This window comes from Clostridium paraputrificum (genome assembly GCF_900447045.1).
GTDB classification, from domain to species: Bacteria; Bacillota; Clostridia; order Clostridiales; family Clostridiaceae; genus Clostridium; species Clostridium paraputrificum.
The window spans coordinates 132574-155694 of sequence record NZ_UAWH01000017.1 but is presented as its reverse complement, the minus strand read 5'-3'; the positions used below and the strand labels follow the sequence as shown (position 1 = coordinate 155694).

The 23121-nt window shown below is 29.8% G+C and carries 20 protein-coding genes and 1 pseudogene; 18 read left to right on the top strand and 3 right to left on the bottom strand.

The window, feature by feature from the left end; all coding sequences use genetic code 11:
• The first annotated feature begins 62 nt into the window (after positions 1–62).
• Together DR024_RS15435 and DR024_RS15430 are read left to right on the top strand one after the other, a co-directional pair.
• A complete protein-coding gene (locus DR024_RS15435) occupies positions 63–905 on the top strand; it encodes a YitT family protein (protein ID WP_027098620.1) in 843 nt (280 codons plus the stop codon).
• 136 nt (positions 906–1041) lie between these two features.
• Positions 1042–2454, top strand: a complete 1413-nt coding sequence (locus DR024_RS15430) for a glycoside hydrolase family 1 protein (RefSeq protein ID WP_027098619.1) — start codon at positions 1042–1044, stop codon at positions 2452–2454.
• 244 nt (positions 2455–2698) lie between these two features.
• Here DR024_RS15430 and DR024_RS15425 read toward each other — a convergent pair.
• A pseudogene (locus DR024_RS15425) lies at positions 2699–3105 on the bottom strand (secondary thiamine-phosphate synthase enzyme YjbQ).
• A gap of 70 nt (positions 3106–3175) precedes the next feature.
• On the opposite strand from DR024_RS15425, the gene DR024_RS15420 reads away from it, so the two are divergent.
• From DR024_RS15420 to DR024_RS15360, 13 genes are all read left to right on the top strand, one after another.
• Positions 3176–4252: an AI-2E family transporter gene (locus DR024_RS15420; RefSeq protein ID WP_055254766.1), complete on the top strand. Its 1077-nt coding sequence runs from the start codon at positions 3176–3178 to the stop codon at positions 4250–4252.
• Between the two features lie 41 nt (positions 4253–4293).
• Complete coding sequence (proB, locus tag DR024_RS15415; RefSeq protein ID WP_027098617.1) at positions 4294–5103, top strand: glutamate 5-kinase; 810 nt, start codon at positions 4294–4296, stop codon at positions 5101–5103.
• A 16-nt stretch (positions 5104–5119) separates the two neighbouring features.
• Positions 5120–6364, top strand: coding sequence for a glutamate-5-semialdehyde dehydrogenase (locus DR024_RS15410; RefSeq protein WP_027098616.1), 1245 nt, complete (start codon positions 5120–5122; stop codon positions 6362–6364).
• 86 nt (positions 6365–6450) lie between these two features.
• Positions 6451–6894, top strand: coding sequence for a GNAT family N-acetyltransferase (locus tag DR024_RS15405; protein ID WP_111919118.1), 444 nt, complete (start codon positions 6451–6453; stop codon positions 6892–6894).
• Positions 6895–7000: 106 nt separating this feature from the next.
• Positions 7001–7834, top strand: coding sequence for a helix-turn-helix domain-containing protein (locus DR024_RS15400; RefSeq protein WP_027098614.1), 834 nt, complete (start codon positions 7001–7003; stop codon positions 7832–7834).
• Positions 7835–7992: 158 nt separating this feature from the next.
• On the top strand, positions 7993–8652 hold the full coding sequence (locus DR024_RS15395) for an MtnX-like HAD-IB family phosphatase (RefSeq protein ID WP_242983112.1): 660 nt from the start codon (positions 7993–7995) through the stop codon (positions 8650–8652).
• On the top strand, positions 8652–9713 hold the full coding sequence (locus DR024_RS15390) for an iron-containing alcohol dehydrogenase family protein (RefSeq protein WP_034866472.1): 1062 nt from the start codon (positions 8652–8654) through the stop codon (positions 9711–9713). The genes DR024_RS15395 and DR024_RS15390 overlap by 1 nt, the downstream gene beginning before the upstream one ends.
• Positions 9714–9880: 167 nt before the next feature.
• Positions 9881–10108, top strand: coding sequence for a FeoA family protein (locus DR024_RS15385; RefSeq protein ID WP_027098611.1), 228 nt, complete (start codon positions 9881–9883; stop codon positions 10106–10108).
• Between the two features lie 8 nt (positions 10109–10116).
• A complete protein-coding gene (gene feoB / locus DR024_RS15380; protein ID WP_055254764.1) occupies positions 10117–12240 on the top strand; it encodes a ferrous iron transport protein B in 2124 nt (707 codons plus the stop codon).
• A gap of 166 nt (positions 12241–12406) precedes the next feature.
• Positions 12407–13183, top strand: a complete 777-nt coding sequence (locus tag DR024_RS15375; RefSeq protein WP_027098604.1) for an SDR family NAD(P)-dependent oxidoreductase — start codon at positions 12407–12409, stop codon at positions 13181–13183.
• A gap of 13 nt (positions 13184–13196) precedes the next feature.
• Positions 13197–14003, top strand: a complete 807-nt coding sequence (locus DR024_RS15370) for a Cof-type HAD-IIB family hydrolase (RefSeq protein WP_027098603.1) — start codon at positions 13197–13199, stop codon at positions 14001–14003.
• A gap of 57 nt (positions 14004–14060) precedes the next feature.
• Positions 14061–14582: a putative ABC transporter permease gene (locus DR024_RS15365; protein ID WP_034866468.1), complete on the top strand. Its 522-nt coding sequence runs from the start codon at positions 14061–14063 to the stop codon at positions 14580–14582.
• Positions 14583–14647: 65 nt separating this feature from the next.
• Positions 14648–16102, top strand: a complete 1455-nt coding sequence (locus DR024_RS15360; RefSeq protein WP_027098601.1) for a methyl-accepting chemotaxis protein — start codon at positions 14648–14650, stop codon at positions 16100–16102.
• A gap of 53 nt (positions 16103–16155) precedes the next feature.
• Here the strand turns inward: DR024_RS15360 and DR024_RS15355 are convergent, their stop codons facing one another.
• On the bottom strand, positions 16156–16884 hold the full coding sequence (locus tag DR024_RS15355; protein ID WP_027098600.1) for a phosphatase: 729 nt from the start codon (positions 16882–16884) through the stop codon (positions 16156–16158).
• Positions 16885–17279: 395 nt separating this feature from the next.
• Here DR024_RS15355 and DR024_RS15350 point away from each other — a divergent pair, with 395 nt between their 5' ends.
• The 3 genes from DR024_RS15350 (at position 17280) to DR024_RS15340 (ending at position 21949) form a co-directional block, all read left to right on the top strand.
• The gene (locus DR024_RS15350; RefSeq protein WP_027098599.1) at positions 17280–18329 is read left to right on the top strand and encodes a carbamoyl phosphate synthase small subunit; all 1050 of its coding nucleotides are present in this window, start codon (positions 17280–17282) and stop codon (positions 18327–18329) included.
• A gap of 12 nt (positions 18330–18341) precedes the next feature.
• Complete coding sequence (carB, locus tag DR024_RS15345; RefSeq protein ID WP_027098598.1) at positions 18342–21545, top strand: carbamoyl-phosphate synthase large subunit; 3204 nt, start codon at positions 18342–18344, stop codon at positions 21543–21545.
• A gap of 137 nt (positions 21546–21682) precedes the next feature.
• Positions 21683–21949 carry a hypothetical protein gene (locus DR024_RS15340; RefSeq protein ID WP_034866464.1) on the top strand — a complete coding sequence of 89 codons (267 nt, stop codon included), beginning with the start codon at positions 21683–21685 and terminating at the stop codon, positions 21947–21949.
• A gap of 51 nt (positions 21950–22000) precedes the next feature.
• Here the strand turns inward: DR024_RS15340 and DR024_RS15335 are convergent, their stop codons facing one another.
• Entirely contained in the window at positions 22001–23110 is a 1110-nt protein-coding gene (locus DR024_RS15335; RefSeq protein ID WP_027098596.1) for an HD-GYP domain-containing protein, read from the bottom strand.
• Between the last annotated feature and the right edge of the window lie 11 nt (positions 23111–23121).

The following is a 23121-nucleotide window of genomic DNA, read 5'->3' as shown; positions in this document are numbered from 1 at the left end:
TATAAGATGGAGACTATTGTGTTAATATATATTGTAGATAAATACATAATAGGGGGAACAAGATGAAGAAGGTAAAAGAGTACACAATTATAACATTTGGAGTATTATTAGTGGTAGCTTCATTTATATTTTTCTTTTTTCCTAATAATATAGCATGTGGTGGAGTATCAGGGTTAGCTTTAGTGTTACATGATATAACTGGAATAGAGTCAGGAATTATTATGTTTGTTGCAAATGTAATATTATTTGGTGTTGCATTTATATTTATTGGTGGAGAATTTGGTATAAAGAGTATTTATGCTGCCTTTGGTCTTTCAGCAATACTTTCAATAACTGAAAAATCAGGAATATCATTTGCATTAACAAATAACTTAGTGCTTGCAACTATTTTTGGTAGTGCATTATTAGCTATGGGAACAGCTATAATGTTTACTCAGGATGCATCCACAGGTGGAACTAGTATAATTGCTAAGTTACTAAGTAAGTATTTTCATATTGGATATGGTATGGGGCAGCTTATATCTGATTCCATAGTAATATTACTTGCTATGTATACATTTGGGATGGAGTTAGGGCTATTTGGGTTATTAAGTGTTTACCTAATTGGTACATTAATAGATAAATTTATAGATGGTTTTAATTCTTGTAAACAAGTACTTATTTTTACTCAAAAAGAACAAACAGTTGTAGAGTATATCAATAAAGATGTAGATAGAGGTTGTACTGTATTTAAAGGAAAGGGTGGATATACAGGAAGAGAAAATACTATTATATTGACCATTTTAAGTAGAAGACAATTTATACAATTAAAACAATTTATAAAGAAAGAAGATCCAGAAGCATTTATAACAGTTAATGCTACAACTGAAGTTTTAGGAAAGGGATTTATGAATTTAGTAGAATAAATAAAAGCTTGCTTTGTTAGCAAGCTTTTTTTTATAAAAAAACTGTTTGGGTACAGAGTTAGGAAATAGATATGTAAATCAGATTAAACATGAATTAGAATGAAAGCATAAAGGGAAAAACTAGGAGGTATAAAATATGTATCATAAAGTTGAGAATAAGTTTCCAAAGAATTTTTTATGGGGGGCATCTACATCAGCCTATCAAGTAGAAGGTGCTTATAATAAAGACGGAAAAGGAGCATCAGTGCAGGATACTAAGGTGTTACCAGAAGGAACAGCTGATTTTAAGGTATCAAGTGACCATTATCACCACTATAAAGAAGATATAGCACTATTTGCAGAAATGGGCTTTAAAACTTATAGATTTTCAATATCATGGACAAGAATTATTCCAAATGGAACCGGGGAAGTTAATGAAAAGGGTATAGAATTTTATAATAATTTAATTGATGAGCTTAAGAAGTATAATATAGAGCCATTAGTAACAATGTATCATTTTGATTTACCAGATGTACTGCAACAAAGAGGTGGATGGTCTAATAGAGAGACAGTAGATGCTTTTGTGGAATATGCAAGGGTAATATTTGAGAATTTTGGAGATAGGGTTAAGTATTGGCTAACAATAAATGAACAAAATATGATGATTTTACATGGAGCAGCAATAGGTACAGTAAATGAAGGGTGCGAAGATATACAAAAGGAATTATATCAACAAAATCATCATATGATGCTTGCGCAAGCTATGACTATGAAACTATGTCATAAAATGGTTGAAGATGGTAAGATAGGACCTGCACCAAATATAAGTGCTATATATCCGGCATCACCAAAACCAGAAGATGTACTAGCCGCTCAAAACTTTAATGCAATAAGAAACTGGCTATACTTAGATATGGCTGTATATGGAAGATACAATGCAATAGCATGGAGCTATATGAAGGAAAAGGGAATTGAACCTAAAATAGAAGATGGAGATATGGAAATATTGAAGGGGGGAGACCCTGACTTCATAGCATTTAATTACTATAGTACAGCTACAGTTAAAGAAAGCAAAATTGATGATTCAGAAGGTAAGTTTATCGGTGGAGATCAGCAAATTGCTACAGGAGATTTAGGGGTATTTAATGGAGCGCACAATGATTTCTTAGAGAAAACTGAATTTGGATGGGAGATAGATCCAGTAGGATTTAGAACAACATTAAGAGAGATATATGGAAGATACAACTTACCATTAATAGTAACTGAAAATGGTTTAGGAGCTTATGATAACTTAGAAGATGGTGATACTATAAACGATGATTATAGAATTGATTATTTAAGAAAGCATATAGAGCAAGCAAAACTTGCTATAACTGATGGTGTAGAGTTGTTAGGTTATTGTCCATGGTCTGCTATAGATTTAATTAGCACACACCAAGGCTTTAAAAAGAGATATGGTTTTATATATGTAAATAGAGATGAGTTTGATTTAAAGGATTTAAGAAGAATAAGGAAGAAAAGCTTTTTCTGGTATAAAAATGTAATTAAATCAAATGGAGAAGAAATATAGAACTGTATGGGTACAATGTTTAGATTTTGAGGTTTATATTGAAAAATATATATATTAAAATTTAAATAAAGATAGCTAAATTAAGCCATCAAGCTAAAGTTATTTAAAGAAAGAAACTTGCCGATATTAATTAACTTTTTATAACTTTAGACTCATGAAATAATACTATCCCCAGTATTATTCTGTATTAAAATTTCTATTAATATTAAGAGGAGTTTAGGTAATTATCTAAACTCCTTTTAGTTTAGTCTAAAATTATTTTCACATAAAGCTTACGCTTTCTTGAACCATCATATTCACAAAAGTAAACATCTTGACAAGATCCTAAGATTAATTCGCCATTACTTAAGATTAAATATTGAGAAGCACCAATAGCTAATAATTTTAAGTGGGTATGAGAATTTCCTTCAAAGTGTTTATAATTTTTATTAATAGTAGGATAAGCTTTTTCAAATCCATAAATTAAATCTCTAACTACATCAGAATCAGTATTTTCATTTATTGTTATCCCTGCCGTAGTATGAGGACAAAATACTATAACTATACCACGCTTATTTAACTTTCCTTAATATCTTTTCTTATTAACTTTATTATTTTAATCATATCTTGTCTATTAGAAATTGTAAGATCATGAACAAATAAGTTTTTCATATAAATACCTCATAAATAGAATTTTTAATTATTTTGTGGATAAACTAACCATAATAAAGGAGAGTTTATTATGGATAAAAAGAAAGTTATTAACAATTTAATTATAGCTAATTTAACAATATTTTTGTTATATATGTTGGGTAAATTTAGCATAATACATGAATTTTTAGAGGTTATATTATTGGTAATAGTAGCACCTATAATATTTGGGGTATTTCTTTTTTATATTCTAAAACCATTGAATGATATATTTGTAAAAAAGGGAATGAAAACTTCAAAGGCGGCCTTATTAACATTATCAATAACAGCATTTATATTAGCAGCTGTTATTAGATACTTTGGAGAATACCTTGTAGTTCAGTTAGTACAACTTAAATCATTAATACTAACCTATATAGATAGAAATCAAATAGCTGAATTTACTAATGAGGTTATAAATGATGATAGTATACAATCATCAATAAGTTCATTATGCACTGGAATAATAAATTATATTTCATTATTAGTTACAAATGCTAAAGATATATTTGATAAAGGAATGATGTTATTTTCTAATGTGTTATTAATTATATTAATTACATTCTTTTTATTAAGAGACGGTCATAATTTTAAAAATATTGTTTTAAAATATTGCCCAGAAAAATATAAAGATACTGTTGAAAAATTATTACCTAAATGTGATGATGTTCTATCTACATATATAATAGGTCAGGCTATAGTAGCATTATCTTTAGCCACTATGGTTTTCATTGGTTATGTAATAATAGGTATGCCTAGTGCATTATTATTAGCATTTACTACATTCATACTAGCTTTTATTCCATTTGTAGGATTTTTTATTTCTATGATAATCCCATATATAGTTGCAACAATAATAGGGTTTAACATGTTGATAAAATTAACATTGTTATTTATAATAGCTCAAACATTGAAGGGAAGAGTAGTTGTTCCATTTATAATGGGAAAAACAATGAATATACATCCAATTACTGATATATTTTTAGTAGTAGGAGGAGCAGCAATAGGAGGACCATTAGTTGCATTTTGTATAGTACCAATATATTCTTTATTAAAATTAATAATAAAGACTTTTATAGAAAGTAAGGATGTAAAGATCCCTTTTATTGATAAGATAAAAAAGGTATAGTAATATAAATATTATAAATAAGATATTAAGGGGATGTAGAAATGGGCTTTCGTAAACAATTAAAAGAAGTAAAAAGGGTAGTAGTTAAAGTAGGAACTTCAACGCTAACTTATGAAAATGGAAATATTAATCTGACAAGAATTGAAAAATTAACAAGAATACTATCTGATATGATAAATTCAGGTAATGAAGTTGTACTTGTTACATCTGGTGCAATTGGAGTTGGAGTAAGCAAATTAAAGTTAAAAGAAAAGCCCAAAACTATAAGAGAAAAACAAGCAGTAGCAGCTGTAGGACAATGTGAATTAATGCATATATATAGTAAGTTCTTTGGAGAATATAGCCATGTTGTAGGACAGGTTTTACTTACTAGAGATGTTGTTGAGGATGACCATATAAGAGAAAATGTATGCAACACATTTGAAACTTTGCTAGAAAATGGAATAATTCCGATAGTAAATGAAAATGATACTGTTTCTATAGATGAAATTGAAAATATAGTTAGATTTGGTGATAATGATAATTTATCTGCAATAGTTGCAAGTTTAGTAAAAGCAGATCTTTTAGTTATATTATCTGATATAGATGGATTTTATGATTCAGACCCAAGAAGCAATAAAGAGGCAAAAATGCTAGAAGTAGTAGAAGAAGTTACTCCTGAATTAGAAGAATGTGCTGGTGGGGCTGGGTCTAACTTAGGAACTGGAGGAATGATTACTAAGTTAATGGCAGCGAAAGTGTCTGCAGATGCTGGAGTTAATATGGTATTAGCGAATGGAAGTAATCCTAATATATTACTAGATATATTGGCAGGTAAAAATGTTGGTACTTTATTTTTAGGAAAAAAATAATATAAGGGGGCAAAGAATGGGTAAATTAATTTTAAAAGGACAAAGAGCAAAAGAAGCATCATATGAACTTATGAATGCAACTACAACACAAAAGAATGAAGCTTTACTTAAGATGGCTGAAAAGTTGCTAGAAAATAAGGATAATATCTTAAGAGAAAATAAGAAGGATTTAGAAAAAGCTATTGAAAAAGGTACTACTAAAGCTATGTTAGATAGACTAAAGCTAGATGAAAAAAGATTAGCTGATATGGCAGATGGATTAAGACAAGTAGTATCATTAGCAGATCCAGTTGGAGAAGTTACTTCAATGTGGAGGAGGCCAAATGGATTACAAATAGGTAAACAAAGAGTTCCTATGGGGGTAATAGGGATTATATATGAGGCTAGACCTAATGTTACTTGTGATGCAGCAGGTTTATGTTTAAAGACTGGTAATGCAGTTATATTAAGAGGTGGAAGTGAAGCTATAAATTCTAATATGGCAATAGTTAAAGCTTTAGTGGAAGGGATAAAGGAAGCTGGGCTTCCAGAGTATTCATTACAGTTAGTAGAAGATACAAGTAGAGAAGTTGCTACAGAAATGATGAGATTAAATGAATATATAGATGTGCTTATACCAAGAGGAGGTGCAGGTCTTATACAAGCTGTAGTAAAGAGTGCCACAGTACCAGTTATTGAAACTGGAACAGGAAACTGTCATGTTTATGTTGATTGTGATGCAGATTTAGAAATGGCTAAAAATATAGTTATAAATGCAAAGACTAGTAGACCTGCTGTTTGTAATGCAGAAGAAAAGCTTTTAGTAAGTGAAAAGGTTGCTGATAAATTTATACCTATGATTATTAATGTATTAAGAGAAAAGAACGTAAAAGTGATAGGTGATGAAAAGGTTAGAAATATAATAGAAGATGTTGAGGCAGCAACTGAAGAAGATTGGGGAAAAGAATATCTTGATTATATTATTGGAGTTAAGGTAGTTAAAGATGTGGATGAAGCTATTTCACACATAAATAAGTATGGTTCTGGACATTCAGAAGCAATAATTACTAAGAGCTATGATAATTCTCAAAGATTTTTACAAAGAGTAGACGCTGCTGCTGTATATGTTAATGCATCAACAAGATTTACTGATGGAAGTGAGTTTGGGTTTGGAGCTGAAATTGGAATAAGTACTCAAAAGCTACATGCTAGAGGGCCAATGGGATTAACTGAATTAACAACTACAAAGTATATTATTTATGGTAATGGACAAATAAGATAAATTTTAAGAAGCTACTAAGGTGGCTTCTTATATTTATATGTTTTTTTAAATATGAATATAAGGTAGATAGAGGAGAATATATAAGTATGAACTGGAAGATAAAAAGCTTTTATGATTTAACATTAGATGAATTATATGAAATTTGTAAAGTAAGGTATGAAGTGTTTGTGTGTGGACAGAAAATTTATCAAGAGAATGATTTTGATGATGTTGATAAAAAGGTATTTCATATATTTTTAGAAGATGAAGGGAAGATAGTTGCTTATGCTAGATTAATTCCTAGTGGAATAACATATGATACTGCAGCTATAGGAAGAGTTTTAGTATTAAATGAATATAGAAGAAAAGGCATTGCATCCGAATTAATGAAGAGAAGTATTGAATTTATACAGAAGGAATTAAAAGAGAATAAGATCATTTTATCTGCTCAGTTATACGCTAAAGAGCTTTATGAAAAAGTAGGTTTTAAAGTGATTTCTGATGTATATGAAGAAGTTGATATACCTCACGTAAAAATGATTTTAGAATAAATCTGTTGAAAATACACAGGTGCAACTGGTAGTTGACAAAAAGAAAATGCTAGTTGGTAGAGGTTTGTATGAAAAATTTTTATAATTTTTCATGGAGGTGAGGAAAATGCAAATAAGTGAAAAGTTGCAATTATTAAGAAGTAAAACCGGAATGTCTCAAGAAGAATTGGCAGAAAGATTAGGGATATCAAGACAATCAATTTCAAAGTGGGAGTCTGGACAATCAGTACCAGATTTAAAGAAATTAATAATATTATCAGAAATATATAATGTTACTATTGATAGTTTAGTTAAAGATGGTGATGAGTATGATATGTTACAAGAAACAGATGATAAGGATTCAAAGGTTAATATAATAGACAATGATACTAAATCAACTCAAGTTATTATAAATCTTCACGGAGGAAGATTAGAATATGAATATAAGAGTAAAAGGACATTACTTGGCTTACCGCTTATTCATATTAATATAGGCAAAGGATTTAAGAAAGCCAAAGGAATAGTTGCTATAGGAAATATATCATATGGAATTGTATCAGCAGGTATTATTTCTTTAGGAGTATTAAGCTTTGGTTGTATGTCTATAGGTATAATTAGTCTAGCAGCTATATCAATAGCATTACTTTTAGCTATTGGGGCTATATCTATAGGAGTTTTCTCTGTTGGAGCTATATCTATTGGAATATTTTCACTTGGTGCACTATCTATAGGGAAATACTCAATTGGGGCAGCAGCTATAGCAACAGATGTAGCTATAGGAGATTATGCAAAAGGAACCGTAGCTATAGGTAATACTACTGAAGGATTAACAAAAATTCCATTAGATACTTCTATAGAAGATATTAAGAAAGTAATAAAAGAGCAATATCCGAGCTTAAGTAATTGGATTATTAAATATATTGAGTTCTTTGTTAAATATACTAAATTTGGAGTTAAATAAATTACAGTTATAGGTTAGTTATTTTTTAAGTAGCTAACCTTTTTTATAATCTTCAAAACATCTTTTATTAGATATTTAAGTTATAATGAATATACAAACTAGTATAAAGAGAGATAACTAAGGAAAACTAAGATAAACAGCTTAGGAGGTCATAGATTATGGAGCATAAGAAGTTTGCTTTTATATCAGATTTTGATGGGACGTTAACTCATAAAGATTTTTATCAAATGATAATAGATGAATACTTAGGTGAAGAGGGAAAAGAGTTATACAAAGCATGGCGTAAGAGTAAATATAAAGATAAGGATTTTTTACATAAGATTTATAGTTCAATTAATAGAGATGAAGATGAAATATTAGAAGACATATTAAAAATTGAATGGGATAAAAATGCAGATAAAGTAATTCAAAAGATAAGAGAAGCTGGTGGAGATTTTATTATTTTAAGTGCAGGAACTAGTTATTATATATATAGATTACTTAAGAAAAAAGGGCTGTCAAATATTAAAGTTTATTCTAATCCAGGGGAATATAAGGATAGAGGTATTCATTTAAAGATAGATAAAAACAATCCATATTATTCTGAGGTGTATGGAATAGATAAAGGAAAAGTTGTTGCGGATTTAAAACATAAATATTCATATGTTTATTATGCTGGAGATAGTGCACCAGATATTCCACCATGTAAGTTAGCAGATATATGCTTTGCAAAGGGAAATCTTCAAGGAATGTTGCAAGAAGAATGTGTGAATTTCATACCTATGAGTGATTATAGTGATATAGAAAAAAGTTTGATTGAAAAGAGGGTAATAGAATAATGAAGGTAAAGTCACATAGTATTTCTATACCAGCTTTCTTAAAGGTTGGGAGAGGTACTTTAGGATATTTGGGTAAATTTTTAAGTGAAAATAATTTTAATAGAGTGTGTATATTTTTTGGTAATGGTCTTATTGAATTGTTTGGAAATATGGTATTTGAGTCATTAGAAAAAGAAGATATAGAGCTTTTGCATCATGAAGAACTAGATACTACCGATATTGAGGATATTACAAGACTAGCCTTTTCAATATCTAATAATACAGATGCAGTTATAGGTATTGGAGGAGGAAAGGTAATTGATGTGGCAAAGTATGTTGGTTTCCTAAGAAAAATACCATTTATAAGTGTACCAACATCATCATCTAGTGATGGTTTTTCAAGTTCTAGTGCATCATTACTTGTAGATGGTAAGAGGACCTCAGTGCCAGCAAGGTTAGCTTATGGAATAGTAGTTGATTTAGATGTAATAAAAAGTGCACCCGAAAAATTTATTTATTCAGGAATAGGTGATTTGATTTCTAAGATAACAGCTTTATATGATTGGATTTATGAAGCTGATAAAGGTGTAGGTGAATTAGATGATTTTGCATTAATGATAGCTAAAAAGGCAGTAAATAGTTTTATTAGAACTCCATTTGAATCTATAAAAGATGACTTGTTTTTAAAAGAGTTAGTAGATTCCCTTGCTATGAGTGGAATAGCCAATGAGATAGCTGGAAATAGTTCTCCAACTAGTGGTAGTGAGCATTTAATTTCTCATGCTTTAGATAAGATATTAGATGAGCCACAACTTCATGGAGTACAGGTTGGAATTGCTACATATATTATGAGTAAAGTTCAAGAACATAGATATAAAAGGGTTAATGAAGTATTAACTACTACAGGATTTTGGGATTATGTAAAAACATTGAAAATTAAAAGAGAAGATTTTGAAAATGCCATTGATATTGCACCAAGCATAAAACCCAATAGACATACATTTATTCATGAAGAAGAATATAGAAAAGAGGCAAAAGAACTATTATATAAAGATGAAATTTTAAATTCTATTTTTGAATAAGAAAGAGGTTGGTAAATTTAAGTACCAACCTCTTTCTTATAATTAATCGTAATATAAAAATTTATGATGATAAAAGACACAATATATATTAATCTGTCATAGTTTAAGAATAGGGATAAATATATAAATAAGTCTATATCTAAAATTAAACGAAGGGAGAAAATATTATGAATCTAGTAAATGCAGATTTAGCTTCAACTGTTAAGGTTGTAGGTATAGATGCGGAGGGAGAACTTAGGAGAAGATTTTTTGATTTGGGGATAATTGAGGGAACCGAAATAGATGTCATGTATAGAGGACCATTTGGTGACCCAACAGCTTATCTAATAAGAGGAACCTTAATAGCATTAAGGGGAGAAGATAGTGAAAAGATTCAGGTAGTAAGTTATAAGTAGGAGGAGACATGGGCTTAAGTAAAAATTCAACAGGTATTGGAGTTCTATCAGGAGAAAATAGAAAAGCTAGTGGTGATTATAAGTACAGAATAGGGCTGGCTGGTAATCCTAATGTAGGTAAAAGTACAGTTTTTAATGCATTAACAGGTTTAAATCAACACACAGGAAACTGGCCTGGGAAGACTGTAGAGAATGCTGAAGGTATATTCCAAGTTAATGGAGAAAAAATTAAGGTGGTAGATTTACCAGGAACTTATTCGTTGTTATCTAATTCTGAAGAAGAAGAGATTGCAAGGGATTATATATGTTTTGAAAATCCTGATTTAGTTGTAGTGGTAGCAGATGCTACATCTTTAGAAAGAAACTTAAATTTATTTTATCAGATATCTGAAATAACAGAAAAGGTTATACTTTGTGTTAATTTAATAGATGAGGCTAAAAAACAAGGCATATCAATTGATGAAAGAAAATTAGCTAAAGAGCTTAATACTTGTGTTGTCGTTACAGCAGCTAGGCAAAATGAAGGAATAGATGATCTAAAGAAGAAAGTACTAGATGAAATAAATAAGAAAAGAGATACTTATGCTCTTGTAAGATATAAAAAAACAATTGAAGAATCCATAAAAGACATACAAGCTGTTCTATCTAATAATGAGACATTATCTAATGACAAAAAAAAGTTAAGATGGGCATCTATTAGATTATTAGAAAATAATAATGGGATAGTAAGCTCATTAGTTAAAAAGTTTAATATTGATAATTATTCTATGGACAAAGTAAACAAAATAAGAGAAGAAGTAAGCGTTGAAAAATCAATAGAAGATGAGATAGTAGAAACATTAGTTAAGAATGCAGAAATGGTTGCAAAAGATGTAGTAAAAGAAAGAGATAGGTATAACGAATTCCATAAGAAGATAGATAAGTTACTTGTATCAAAGATTACTGGAATTCCTATAATGATAGTTTTACTATTAATAGTACTTTGGATTACAATAACTCTTGCAAACTATCCGTCAGAATTATTATCAAACATGTTTGGTAATATTGAGGTTTGGTTAAGAGGAATACTTGCAAATAGTTTTATACCTTCATGGATTAGTAGTGTTTTAATTGATGGTATATATGTTACTTTAGCTTGGGTAATATCTGTTATGTTGCCTCCAATGGCTATATTCTTCCCTATGTTTACCTTGCTTGAAGACTTAGGATATTTACCAAGAATAGCTTTTAACTTAGATAAGTGTTTTAAAAAGTGCTGTTCTTGTGGTAAGCAAGCCCTAACTATGTGTATGGGGTTAGGATGTAATGCAGCTGGTGTAATAGGATGTAGAATAATTAATTCCCCAAGAGAAAGATTAATAGCTATATTAACTAATGTTTTTATGCCTTGCAATGGAAGGTTTCCTACCTTAATAACAGTAGCATCTTTATTTATAGGGGGGGCTGTAGTTGGTGGATTTACTGGTAGTCTTGTATCTGCGCTAGCTGTTACAGCAGTTATAATAGTGGGGGTATTTATGACACTTATAACGTCTAAGATTTTATCAAAGACTGTTTTAAAAGGAGTACCATCAAACTTTATATTAGAGTTACCCCCATATAGAAAACCTCAAATAGGTAAAGTTCTTGTTAGATCATTATTAGATAGAACATTATATGTGCTTGGACGAGCTGTGGCAGTAGCAGCACCTGCTGGGATAGTTATATGGATTTTTGCTAACGTCCCTGTAGGAGAAGTAAGCTTATTAACTTATTGTGCAGATTTGCTACAACCATTTGCTAATGCAATAGGATTAGATGGTTATATTTTAATGGCATTTATATTAGGTTTACCTGCAAATGAAATAGTTATGCCTATAATTATAATGAGTTATATGAGAGCGACTACAATGTTAGAGTTTGATAGTATGATTGCATTAAAACAACTATTAGTTGCTAATGGATGGACACTACTAACGGCAATTAATATGATGATTATCTGTCTTATGCATTATCCCTGTGGTACAACGTTATGGACAATCAAGAAGGAAACAAAGAGTTGGAAATGGACTATACTATCCTTTTTAATTCCAACTATAGCGGGAATAGTAGTTTGTTTCATAACAACTCAACTTTGGAGATTAATAGTTTAGCAAAATAAAGCTGTTTCTTTATTTAAGAAGCAGCTTTATTTTTAACGGTACAAAGAATTTATATATTTATATAAATATATAAATAGGATTTCGAATATAAATTTTTTTATTAATGTAATTCTTCAATGATATAATTGGATTAACGTTTAAATATGAGGTGGTTGTGATGAAAAATAAATTCACACTAATAACTGGTGGAAGCGAAGGGATTGGTTTTGAGTTAGCAAAGTTATTTGCTAAGGATAATAATAATATTTTTTTAGTTGCTAGGAGCAATGATAAGCTAAATAAAGCAAAAGAATATTTAAAAAAGAATTATAATGTGGAGGTTATTACGATTAGTTTAGATTTATCAGTGGATAACTCGTGTGAAAAACTATTTAAATTTGTGGAAGAAAATAATTTAGTTGTGGATAACTTAATAAATAATGCTGGAATAGGTTCATTTGGTTTTTTTTATGAAGAAGATAATGGATTTGAAGAGAAGATTATAGATTTGAACATAACTTCCTTAACAAAGATAACAAAATATTTCTTAAGACAAATGATTAAAAGAAAAAGTGGTGGCATATTAAATGTAGCATCCACAGCAGCTTTTGTTGGAGGCCCTAAGATGGCTCTTTATTATGCAACAAAATCCTATGTATTAACTTTAACTGAAGCAATTCATGATGAAGTAAAAGAATATGGAATTAAAGTGAGCTGTTTATGTCCAGGTCCAGTTAAAACATCATTTCAAAATAAAGCTGGAATAAAGAAATCAGAAAGTGCCAAAAAGTATTTAATGACAGCAGAGGATGTTGCAAGGATTGGTTATGCTAATTATAAAAAAGGAAAAACAATAATTGTACCAGGGATTAACAATAAAGTTTTGGTTATAGTAAACAAACTTATTCCTAGAGCATTAAGTAGAAAAGTGGTCTTAAAAAGCAATAAGTATTAGGGGGAAGGAATTAGTGAGTAAAATTTTTGATGGATATGTATTAGTTTCAGATATGGATGGAACCTTAATTGGAAGTGATAAGATAATATCTAGTGATAATAGAGAAGCAATTGACTATTTTATTAATGAAGGTGGATTATTTACAATAGCCACAGGAAGAATGTTACCATCAGTATTAGAATATAGGGAAAGTTTAAATTTAAATTTACCAATTTTAATTCATAATGGTGGCAAGATATATGATGTTATAAAAGAAGAAATAATAAGTGAAGTATATATAGAGGAAAATAGAAAAGAAGCAATAAAAAGAGTTACTAATGACTATCCTAATTTAGGAATAGAAATATTTTCTGATGAAGTTGTATATGTATATCAAAGTTGTAGATTTACAGAAAGATATAATAGACACAATTATGAAATTGTTTATGATGTAGATGATAGTTTGTGGGAGAAAAATTGGATAAAGGTTCTGATAATAGGAGAAGAGAAAGAACTAAATATAATAGAAGAGATATACTGCAGTAAATATGATTCTGGATCAGCTTATAGAAGTGGGAAAAATTATTTTGATATAGTTGCAAATGGAGTATCTAAGGGACAAGCGTTAGAGTGTTTAATTGATAAATATAAGTTAGATAAAAATAAAGTTATTGCAGTTGGGGACAATATGAATGATTTAGAAATGCTTAAAGTAGCTAGATATGGATTTGTGGTAGAGAATGGAGAAGAAAGAGTAAAAGAAGAAGTTGATTTAATAGCAACTTCCTGTGATGATAATGCAATTAAGTTTGTAATAAATTATATAAAGAATAAAATATAAGTAATTTTTTAAGCCAATTCTGTTAATACTAATCAATAAAAGATGAGGAGTGTTATTATGAGTTGGCTTAGTTATATTTGTTTTATATTTGTTTTATATTCATTTTTAGGATGGGTATTAGAAGAGATATATTGTTTTATAGTTACAGGGCACTTTAAAGAGGATGGTTTCTTGAATGGGCCATTTAAACCAATGTATGGTTTTGCTATGGCAATAATAATATATATAAGTGAATTCACGATGCTTAGTAATACTTTGTTGTGGATTTTATTTTTTATAGTTCCTACAACAGTAGAGTATATTAGTGGATACCTGATGAAGAAAGTATTTAATAAGATGTATTGGGATTACAGTGATCACAAGTTTAATATAGATGGATTTGTATGTTTAAGATTTTCTTTGTATTGGATCTTTTTAACTGCTTTTGTAGTATATATATTACAGCCATTAGTTAGTATAATGTTTTATAATTACTTTGATTTAATATCAAATATAAGTCCTTTATTTATTGGATACATATTAATAGATTTTGTTATGACCACAAGTAGTCTAAATATTAATTATAAAGCTAAGGATTAGAGATTAAGAAATATTATTTCCACACGATAAGTAATGTAAAAGTTATTTGAGTTGAGGGGATAAATATGATAGTTAATAAAAATAAATTGGTTGAAGAGATTATAAACAATATATCTTTTTTAGAGGAGCCAAGAGAAGGTATAAAAATAAATAATGATAATTTAAAAAGAATAAAAAATATTTATTTAAGAATTAGTACTGGTAAAGAAGTATTTGAACAAATTGCAAAAATTGTTTTAGACTCTGTAATGCAAATGAGTAGCTTTGATTTATTACTTACTGATAAGGTAAATGAGATAGAAAATGTAAGCAACAGTATAGACGATTTAACAGGTAAGTTATCTGAGGCAAGTAGAGTTGTAATTGATTCATCAGAAGAAGTATCTGCATCACATGCATCTATGACAAATTCAATTAATAAAATGTCAGTTAATTCAGATAAGTTGCTAGAGGATATTAATAAAAGTGACAACGAATTATGCGAAATACAAGACTCATCAAAGAGAGCTATGGAAAGTTCAGTTAATATGAAGGAAGATATGAAAAAATTAATGGATGTATTATCAAACATAAAAAATGTAATAACATCTATTTATGATATATCTGAACAGACAAACTTATTAGCACTAAATGCATCAATAGAAGCTGCTAGAGCTGGTGAAGGTGGAAGAGGCTTCTCTGTAGTGGCAGAAGAAATAAGAAAGTTAGCAGATGAAACAAAACTATTAACATCTAATATGGGTGGGTTTGTTAAGGCTATTGGAGATGCGTCTACTAAGAGTGATAAAAGTATCGATAATACAGTGGAAGAACTTAAAAAGATAAATGATAGTATTGATAATATGGTTAATTCAGGAAAAAGGAATAGGAAAACTATACATAGTATGAGTGAAGAAATTAGTGTAATTGCAGCTAATAGCGAAGAAATTAGTTCTGCTTTTGAAGAAGTTAATGAAACAATAAGATTATGTGGAAATCACGTAGAGAAAATAAAAGGGAGTTCAGAAGTTTTAACTACTAGTAGAAGTGATTTAAGAAATATTATAAATCCACTTTCTAATATGGAGGAGAAGCTACATAATGCGGCAACCTTAATAGGAAAAGTTGTACAAGACCCTTATTATAGAGTAAATAATACATTATTTATAGAAACAGTTGAAAATGCTATTGTAGCTCATAAAAGTTGGTTACTTACTTTAAAAAGCATTATAGATAACAAGAAAGTAGTTCCATTACAAGTTAATGATCATAAGTGTGCATTTGGACACTTCTATTATTCTATATCTCCTATAAACAAAGAAGTATTAAATATTTGGGATGGCGTTGAGGATAAACATAAAAAGTTTCATAGTTGTGGTAAAAGTGTTATAAAAGCAATTAATGATGATGATTTTAAATTAGCGAATAGTATATATAGTGATGCACAGAAGTTGTCATTAGAATTAATAAAAGATTTTACTTTAATAATAGATAAAGTTAATAAGCTAGATAAAGAGAATATAAGTGTTTTTTCTAGTTAAATAAGAAAGAAGTAATATTTCACTCAGATTTGTGTGAAATATTACTTTTCTATTTATAAATCAGTTAATTTACCTTTATTTTTAAGATGAGCTATTAATTTGCTAGGATCATTCATTATTAATTCTTCTGGGAAGTTAATAGATTCTAACATTTCTATAGCTTTATCAAATTGACCAATACTAAATGAGATATGAGCATCAGATGTAACAATTATTTTTGCATTATGCTTTTTGCAAAGCTCAGCAATTTGTTTACAGTTTGATTCACTTCCTTTTCTTGAGTTTCCTAATAAAGATGAAGTGTTAATTTCTATCATTATATTTTTTTCTTTAACCTTTTTAACTATAGCTTCATAATCAAGCTTATATGCTGGATTGCCTAAGTGGCCTAAAATTTCTACCTTTTTATTATTAGCAATAGCATTAAATATAGCTTTTGTATTGTTTTCTAATGTATCAGGAGTAAATACAGGCTCATGAAAAGATGCAATCATATAGTCAAGGTATTGAGATTCACGTTCTGAAATATCTAAGTTACCTTCTATATCTAAGATATTAGCTTCACATCCTTTAAATAATATAACCCCATCAATTTCTCTAGGTACAACTCTAAGGTTTCCAAAATACCATTTATGAGGTGCACCAGGCATAGTTGGACCATGTTCAGAAGTACCTAATATTTTAATTCCGTTTTCAGAACAAAACTTTATGTTTTCCATTAAGGTTGTATAAGCATGGCCACTAACAATTGTATGAGTATGCAAATCCGATAGTAGTTTCATTAAAACTCCTCCTTTGTAATAAATAAAATATATAATTAGTATAGTTTAAATAGATTAATTAATCCAATCTATAATACCTAAATTTATTAAAAATGCTATTAAATAAACTTGACAGTAAATAGTGTATAAACTAGAATAATATAAAAGAACAAAAATGAATAAGAAAGATACACTTTAAATTGGTCCAGAGAGGCCAGAAAGGAGTCTGAAACTATGTTTAATGCTTTAGAAAATATTTGCATAGCTTTGTCTTTAAAGACATTTAAAAATTATAAATATAATAGGATAATGAGGAGACCAGAGTTTCTGTAAGTCTCTTTATTATCCTTTTCTTTTTATCTTAAATGTCGATAAAGTGTTATCTTAACTTCAACATAAAAAAGGGAGGGCTAAGCATGAAAGCAAAGCTTATTTTAGAAAATGGTATGGTATTTGAAGGTAAAGCCTTTGGTCACCTAAAAGATAGTGTTGGTGAAGTAGTATTTACAACTGGTATGACTGGATACCAAGAGGTTTTAACTGACCCTTCATATTATGGACAAATCGTAACAATGACATATCCTCTAATAGGAAACTATGGAATAAACCTTGAAGACATGGAATCTGATAGCCCAAAGGTTAGAGGGTTTATAGTAAGAGAAAAATGTAATTTACCAAATAACTTTAGATGTGAATTAGAACTAGAAGACTTTTTAAAACAAAATAAGATAGTTGGTCTTGAAGGGATAGATACAAGAGCTCTTACTAAGGTTCTAAGAAACAATGGTACAATGAGAGGAATAATTGCAATCGATGAATTAGATAAAAGCGATATAGATGAAAAAATTAAGTCTTTCTCAAATAAAGAAGCTGTAAAGACTGTAACAACAAAAAAGCCTTATACAGTTGAAGGTAAAGGAAAGCATGTAGCTGTAATTGATTTTGGTATAAAGCAAAATATATTAAGATGCTTTAAGAAGAGAGGATGCAAGTTGACAGTATTCCCAGCGGACACAAAGGCTGAAGATGTTTTAGCTATGAATCCAGATTTAGTATTCTTATCAAATGGTCCTGGAGATCCAGAAGATTTACCAGAAGTAATTGAGAATATAAAGAAGATAGTTGGAAAGAAGCCAATAGTAGGAATCTGCTTAGGTCATCAATTATTAGGTTTAACATTAGGTGGCCAAACAGCTAAGCTTAAGTTTGGTCATAGAGGATGTAATCACCCAGTTAAAGACTTAGAAACAAATAAGGTTACTATAACCTCGCAAAACCATGGATATGTGGTTAAAACTTTACCAGAAGATGTTGAAGCAACTCATATCAACATAAACGATGGAACTATAGAAGGAATGAAGCATAAGAAATTACCTATATTCTCAGTACAATTCCATCCAGAAGCTTCAGCAGGACCACAAGACAGTGAATATATATTTGATAAATTCATGGAATACGCACTATAGGAGGTTAGGAATATGCCGTTAAATAAAGATATTAAAAAAGTATTAGTTATAGGATCAGGGCCAATAGTTATAGGACAAGCAGCAGAGTTTGATTATTCAGGAACTCAAGCTTGCCAAGCTTTAAAAGAAGAAGGAATTGAGGTTGTATTAGTTAACTCTAATCCAGCTACAATTATGACAGATAGAGAAGTTGCAGATAAGGTTTATTTAGAACCATTAACTGTAGAATTTGTAGAAAAGGTTATTGCAAAGGAAAGACCAGATAGTTTACTTGCTGGTATGGGTGGTCAAACAGGACTTAACCTTGCAGTTGATTTACATGATGCAGGAATATTAGAAAAATATGATGTAAAAGTAATAGGTACTTCTATTGAATCTATCAAAGAAGGAGAAGATAGAGAGTTATTCAGAGATATGATGAATAGGATACAAGAGCCTGTTATTCAATCTGAAATAATTACTGAATTAGAAGCGGGAATTGAATATGCTGGTAAGATTGGATATCCAGTAATAGTTAGACCAGCTTATACACTAGGGGGAACTGGTGGGGGAATAGCTAATAATGAAGAAGAGTTAAGAGTTATTCTTGAATCAGGATTACAATTAAGTACAATAGGACAAGTTTTACTTGAAAAGTCAGTTAAGGGATGGAAAGAAGTAGAGTACGAAGTAATGAGGGACTCTTACGGAAACTGCATAACTGTATGTAACATGGAAAACATTGACCCAGTTGGTATCCATACAGGTGATAGTATAGTTGTAGCTCCTTCTCAAACATTATCAGATAAAGAGTATCAAATGTTAAGAACGGCATCTATAAACATTATAAATGCTGTAGGAATAGAAGGTGGATGTAACGTACAATTCGCTTTAAACCCTAACTCGTTTGAATATGCTGTAATAGAAATTAATCCTAGAGTTTCAAGATCTTCAGCTTTAGCATCAAAGGCTACTGGATATCCAATAGCAAAGCTTGCTGCTAAGATAGCTTTAGGATATGGATTAGATGAAATAAAGAATGCAGTTACTCAAAAAACTTATGCTTGCTTCGAACCAACATTAGACTATGTAGTATGTAAAATTCCAAAGTGGCCTTTTGATAAGTTCTACGGTGCAGATAGAGAACTTGGAACTAAGATGATGGCTACAGGTGAAGTAATGGCTATAGGTGCAAACTTAGAACAAGCATTACTTAAAGGAATAAGAAGCTTAGAAATAGGAAAATACTCATTAGATCACAAGAAGTTTAGAGAGTTCAGTATGCAAGAACTTAAGGAAAGAGTAATGTCTCCAGATGATGAAAGATTATTTGCATTAGCAGAAATGCTTAGAAGAGACTATAGAGTAGATAAAATCTGTAAAATTACAGGAATAGATAGATTCTTTGTAGAAAAGTTTAAGTGGATAGTTGAAGAAGAGCAAAGACTAAAGTTAAGTAAGATAGATGACTTAGACAAAGAATGGTTATTAAACTTAAAGAAAAAAGGATTCTCAGATAAGGCTATAGCAGATATGTTAAAGGTTTCTCCTGAAGATATTAATAGATTAAGAGATATATGGAATATAAAACCTGCATATAAGATGGTTGATACATGTGGTGGAGAATTTGAAGCATTATCACCTTATTACTACTCAACTTATGAACAGTATGATGAAGTAGAAGTATCGGATAAGAAAAAGGTAATGGTTATAGGCTCAGGTCCAATAAGAATAGGACAAGGCATTGAGTTTGACTATGCTTCAGTACACTGTGTATTGGCACTTAAGAAGCTAGGAATAGAGACAATAATAGTTAATAACAATCCAGAAACAGTAAGTACAGACTTCAATATTTCTGATAAGTTATACTTTGAACCATTAACAGAAGAAGATGTATTAAGCATAATAGAAAAAGAAAATCCAGATGGAGTTATACTTCAATTTGGTGGACAAACAGCTATTAAGCTTGCAAACTTCTTAAAGGAAAAGAATATACCAACATTAGGAACTACAGCAGATCAAATAGACATGGCTGAAGATAGAGAAAAGTTTGATGCTTTACTAGAAGATTTAGGAATTTCAAGACCAAAGGGTAAAGGAATCTGGTCAGTTGAAGAGGGGTTAAAAGAGGCTGAAAGATTAGGATTCCCTGTACTTGTTAGACCTTCATATGTAATTGGTGGTCAAGGTATGGAAATAACTCATGATGAAGAAGAATTAACATTCTACTTAATGCATGCTTTTGAAAAAGATTCAAAGAATCCAATACTAATAGATAAGTATCTAATGGGTAGAGAAATTGAAGTAGATGCGATTTCAGATGGAGAAGATGTTCTTATACCAGGTATAATGGAACACTTAGAAAGAGCTGGGGTTCATTCAGGGGATAGTGTAACTATGTATCCAACACAAAATGTTAGTGAAGATATTAAGGGTGCGATACTAGATTATACTAAGAAGTTGGCTTTAGCAATAGGAATAAAAGGCATGATAAACATTCAGTTTATCGAATTTGAAGGACAGTTATATGTAATAGAAGTTAATCCAAGAGCTTCAAGAACTGTACCTTACATAAGTAAGGTAAGTGGGGTTCCAATAGTAGATATAGCAACTAAGGTTATGCTAGGAAGTAAATTAAAGGACTTAGGGTATGGAGTAGATGTATATAAAGAACCAGAATTAATATCAGTTAAGGTTCCAGTATTCTCAACTCAAAAGCTACCAAATGTTGAAGTATCATTAGGACCTGAAATGAAATCTACAGGAGAGGTTTTAGGTGTAGGTAAAACAGTTAATGAAGCATTATATAAAGGATTTGTAGCAGCTGGAATGTTCCCTAAGAAGGGTGAAATATTAGCTACTATAAATAAGCATGATAAGGCTGAATTCTTACCAATGGCACTTAGATTATCTAAACTAGGCTATAAATTTATAGCTACAGAAGGAACTTGTAACTTACTTAAGGATGCAGGTATAGATGCTAAGAAAGTAAGAAGAATCTGCGAGGATTCACCTAATATACTAGATGTTATAAAGAATAAGGAAGTAGAATTAGTTGTAAATACTCCAACTAAGGTTAATGATTCAAAGAGAGATGGATTTGTAATGAGAAGAGCAGCTGTAGAGAGAAACATAGGGGTTATTACAGCCTTAGATACTCTAAGAGCTATAGTAGATGTTAAGGAAGAACATCTTGAAGATGATAAGGAATTAGAGGTTTACAACTTAGGAAGTTAATGTAATGAAAAAGAAGACTATATTACCATATGGTCTTCTTTTCTTATATTGGAATAAAAATATAAATACTTATTGACATACGAACAAAAGTTCTATAAAATTAAGTTAACAAACAAGTGTTCGTATGGAGGGTTATTATGAAGAATAATGATATATTTGTAAAACTAAATGTTAAAAGTATGGGAGAGGTTAGGAGTTTAATAATAGATAAAGATAATTTAAAAGAAAAGGACGGAAACAAATACATAATGTGTGCGGGTAAATATGATAGAAATGGATGGACAATCGTATTTAAGGCTAGAAATTATAAAGAAGCAGAATACATAATTGAGAATACACCTTTAAAGGCAAAGAAAGGTTGCAATGTTGAATTATTCGCAAAACCTCACCCAATATATTGTTAAATATAAACGCAATAAAAGCTATTTACATTAGACATGCTAAGGATAAATAGCTTAAATGTTATATTCTACATTATTAATTACTACTGATAATTCATTTATAAGATTAAGAAGCTTTCCTTCATTTTTTGAGTCTGAGCTTTTTACAATCTTAACAACAGGTCTTAGAGGATAGTTTAGTTGAGTTTCTTGCACAACAGCAATATCCCCAGTGCTTAACTTTACTATAGTTCCAAAAGGGAATGGAACTATTATTTTTGAAAATACCTGAACTATATTAAAATCAAATAACTTATTAACATTTGCCATTATATATTCTAAAGCATCACTTGCGCATAATGCACGTCTATAGCACCTATCAGAGGTAAGTGCATCATATACATCTGCAATTGATACAATTTTAGCTAATTTATTTATCGCATCACCTTTTAAAGCATTTGGATAACCTAATCCATCAATTCTTTCATGGTGTTGAAGAGCAATTACTTTAATACAAGATTTTATTGATGGACTTTTATTAATATAGTTATAACCTAATCTAGGATGCTCTTTAATTTTTAAAAACTCTTCATATGTTAATGGGCCTTCTTTAGTTATTAAATCTTTAGGAATAAACACTTTTCCTATATCATGTAACAATGCTCCTGTGCATAAATCTATAAGTTCAGACTTTGGTAGTTGTAAGCCAATTCCAAGAACTAAAGATATAACTGCAACGTTTACGCAATGTTGATATGTATACATATCCATACTTTTTATATCTACTAAGCTAACTAATAAGTTTTTATTATCCAATATATTGTTTAATAACTCTTCAGCAATATCATTAATAGAATTAAAATAGTCTTCTTGTTCCTTTATAATCTTATTTTTTTCTCTTGAATTAAGTGTTTTTAAATTAGATAGTTTTTCGATATTGTTAAAGGTATCTTTTATTATTGAAGTTGCTTTGTTTCTAAGTTCTGGCTTAATTATATCTTCAATTTCACTTTGACTATAGTTATCTTCTATATAAATTGAAAAGATATTTAGTTGTTTAATCTTTTTAATTAAACCTTCAGTGAGAAGTACTCCGCTTTTTAATAGAATTCTACCAGAGTTATCATATATAGTTTTACCTAAATAAGATCCTGTACGGACAGACTCTATTGGAACCAATCGCATGAAAACACCTC